Below are 3408 nucleotides of genomic sequence, written 5' to 3'. Positions count from 1 at the left end.
GTTTTGTAGTGAAATTGATGCAAAATCTAAGAAATCTTGCTTTTGGGGTACGGCTCTGAATTTTGCGTAAATCAGATGCCGTACATTTAAACTCTTGAAATGGATTTTTTCAGAACCGACTAAGTAGAAAGCCAAAAGCTATCACTCACTGCGTTGCTAGAAAATGTTTTTCGTCAAAAAATGATACGATATAATGGTGAAAATTATTTTATTAATTGAATAGGAAGTAATAGATGATAAAACGATCCGGGTTTACATTGATTGAACTTGTCGTCGTGATGGTCATCCTTGGTATTTTAGCGATAATAACTGCGCCTAAATTTTTGAGCTTGTCGTCAGACGCAAAAATTAATGTAATAAATCAAATAAAGGCGTCAGCGAAAGCCGCTAACGATCACATTCAAGTGTTTTCAAAACTTCCGAATCATGCGCCTCATCCCTCACCAAATCATGCTAACCGCAATGACATATCTGTTATCACTATCGACAATGAAGATTTTTTACTCAAATGCGGGTTCCTTGATGATCGCAATTTAGTTAAACGTCTGCAGTTGTCCAGTGATAATATTTTTGTTGCGTATGAAGGTGATGACAAAGCTTACTTTGGTTTTGAAGCATCGAATATTCAAAGTAACCAATGCTATTTTATGTATCAACAATCATACACCAGTGAGCGACCGACAATTTGTAATTCTAGTGCACCAAACTATCAACCCGTTTATCAAGTCGTAACCACGGGTTGCTAAATAATGAACCCGAGTTTTCTTTTGAATTAAACTCTTCTATGATGCCTTTCATCTTAAGTGACTTATGGAACACTGATGGCGCTTTTTAATCCTAAATTTTTTTGCGGTTTTTTTCTCTCAGTAATCTCGTGTTCGACGCTATCTTCTCCACTACCCAAACTACCTGAACCTGTAGCCAATAACGCTGTAGCAAAAGTAACTGTCGATAAGCAAGATTATCTGCTTAGCTTTATGGGACTTGCTAAAGGTAAAACGGATAATGATGTACATAACAAAGCGTGGGCATTAGCGGTAAAAGCAGATACCGATTGGCAAGTCGTATCAAACAGCAATACGGCTAAATGGCAAACATTACCCCCTGTGCCTCATATTGAAGCATTGAAAGGTCGCTTAGCTTCGATAGCCATCGGCATTAAAGACACCGCTTATATCTTTGGTGGTTACACCGTGGCCGCCGATCACACTGAAGTGAGTACCAAAGACAATTATAAATTCGATATAAAAACTCAGTCATACCAACGAATTGCCGATATGCCGGTTGCGGTAGATGACACTACCGCTATCAATTATCAAGATCGCTATATCTATTTATTCAGTGGCTGGCATCAAAGTGGCAACGTCAATCTCGTGCAAGTGTACGACACTCAAACCAACACCTGGGCACAAGCAACGCCTACATCTATCCCAGCGACGTTCGGACTTGCAGCTGGCGCAGTAGACCGTTCATTGGTGTTGTGTGACGGTGTAAAAGTCACTGCATTAGAAAATCAAAAACGTACGTTCGAATCTTCACCAAAATGCTTGTATGGTTTGATCGACGAACAAGACCATTTAACCATTCATTGGCAAGCGATTCCACACTTTATAACCCCATTATCAGCCACGAAATCCACACCCGATATTGGCTATTATCGTATGGCGGCAGTTGGTGTCCCAGACGCCAACAATGCTGGTCAAATCGTGTTTATTGGTGGCAGTGATAACCCATACAACTATAACGGCATTGGCTATAACGGCAAGCCAAGTGAACCTTCCGCTTGGATGAACCGTTTTGATTTGACGACGCATCAATGGTTAGTACCACAAAAACTACCACAAGCTACAATGGATCATCGAGGGTTGATTCTTTACAACGAAAGTTTGATCCGTATCGGTGGCATGACACAAAACCAACAAGTTACTGATAAGGTCTTCGTCGATCCTGTACAAAATCTGCGTTACAAATAGCCTCAATATAAGTCATCGTCAAAAGGACACACCATGAAATTAGAAATGATCTGCACCGGTGAAGAAGTGCTCGCAGGACAAATTATTGATACTAATGCCGCTTGGGTTGCAGATACTCTCATGGATCAAGGGATTGAAATGCAAAGGCGCATTACCGTCGGTGATCGCCTTGAAGATTTGGTTGATGCTTTTATTGAGCGCAGCAAGCACGCTGATGTCATTATTGTCAATGGAGGTCTTGGGCCCACCAGTGATGACATGTCTGCCGAAGCGATGGCGCTCGCTAAAGGCGAAGCACTCATTGAGAATAAAGAATGGAGTCAACGACTCAGAGAATGGTTTGCCAAAAATAATCGCCCAATGCCTGAAAGTAACTTAAAGCAAGCCATGTTACCTGAGTCAGCCATTATGGTAAACAATCCTGTGGGTACAGCTTGTGGGTTCAGGGTTAAACTCAATAATGCATGGCTATTCTTCACACCTGGAGTGCCGTTCGAACTCAAGCACATGATCCATGAGCAATTTATTCCGTTTATTAAGCAAGCCTTTAAGATTGAAGATAAGGTAAAACTCAAAAAATTACTGACATTAGGCGCTGGTGAGTCAGCACTCGCTCAAGAACTCGAGAAACTGGATGTACCCGCAGGTATAACCATTGGTTATCGCTCTTCAATGCCACATATTGAAATCAAGTTATTTGCTCGTGGTGAAATAGCTATTACAGCGTTGCCACAATTCACTGACACTGTAAAAGTTTGCTTAGGTGAAAGTGTCGTTGCCGAAGATGTACCTACTTTGGCTGAAGCCATACATTTACAACTACTCAACTCAGATTTTACTTTAGCGTTAGCTGAGTCTTGTACTGGCGGCATGCTTGCGAGTCAACTAATCGATTTTGCTGGCAGCTCAAAATATCTAGCGCACTCGGTAATCAGTTACAGTAATCAAGCCAAGATGCAACTATTAGGCGTACCAACGACAACATTAGAAAGCCATGGTGCCGTATCAATACCAACAGTCGAAGCGATGGCAGAAGGGGCTAGGAAAGTACTCGATAGCGACTTTGCCTTAGCCACAAGCGGCATTGCAGGCCCTGATGGTGGCAGCGACGACAAACCCGTTGGTACAATTACGATTGCGCTTGCTTACCGTGGTGGTGTTGAAAGTCAAATCTTACGTCTGCCAAGAAGATCGCGTAACTTAGTCCGTAAACTTACCTGCGCTATTGCCTATGATATGTTGCGACGTAAATTAAATGATGAGGTTGTAATCGCCAACTACGCATCATATTTTAGGATTGAACAATAATCATACATCGAGTAGGGTGAGGCATCACTGCCTCATCCCTCTCACAGAACCGTACGTACGGTTCTCGTATACGGCTCCTGCTTAATTCTATTCAGTTACTTCGTACTGAACACATATCCCGTTTGTA

The 3408-nt window shown here is 42.0% G+C and carries 3 protein-coding genes; all 3 read left to right on the top strand.

Going from position 1 to position 3408, the window contains the following annotated elements; translation table 11 throughout:
- Positions 1–233 precede the first annotated feature (233 nt).
- The 3 genes from JQC92_RS22990 (at position 234) to JQC92_RS21520 (ending at position 3281) form a co-directional block, all read left to right on the top strand.
- Positions 234–746 (top strand): type II secretion system protein, encoded by a 513-nt coding sequence (locus tag JQC92_RS22990; protein WP_205001583.1) that lies wholly within the window; start codon positions 234–236, stop codon positions 744–746.
- Positions 747–821: 75 nt separating this feature from the next.
- Positions 822–1973, top strand: coding sequence for a Kelch repeat-containing protein (locus JQC92_RS21525; protein WP_205001582.1), 1152 nt, complete (start codon positions 822–824; stop codon positions 1971–1973).
- A gap of 33 nt (positions 1974–2006) precedes the next feature.
- Positions 2007–3281, top strand: a complete 1275-nt coding sequence (locus tag JQC92_RS21520; protein ID WP_205001581.1) for a CinA family nicotinamide mononucleotide deamidase-related protein — start codon at positions 2007–2009, stop codon at positions 3279–3281.
- Positions 3282–3408: the final 127 nt, after the last annotated feature.

The organism is Parashewanella hymeniacidonis (assembly GCF_016900895.1).
Classification (GTDB): domain Bacteria; phylum Pseudomonadota; class Gammaproteobacteria; order Enterobacterales; family Shewanellaceae; genus Parashewanella; species Parashewanella hymeniacidonis.
The sequence above is the reverse complement of the archived record's forward strand: the minus strand, read 5'-3'. Positions and strand labels throughout refer to the sequence as shown.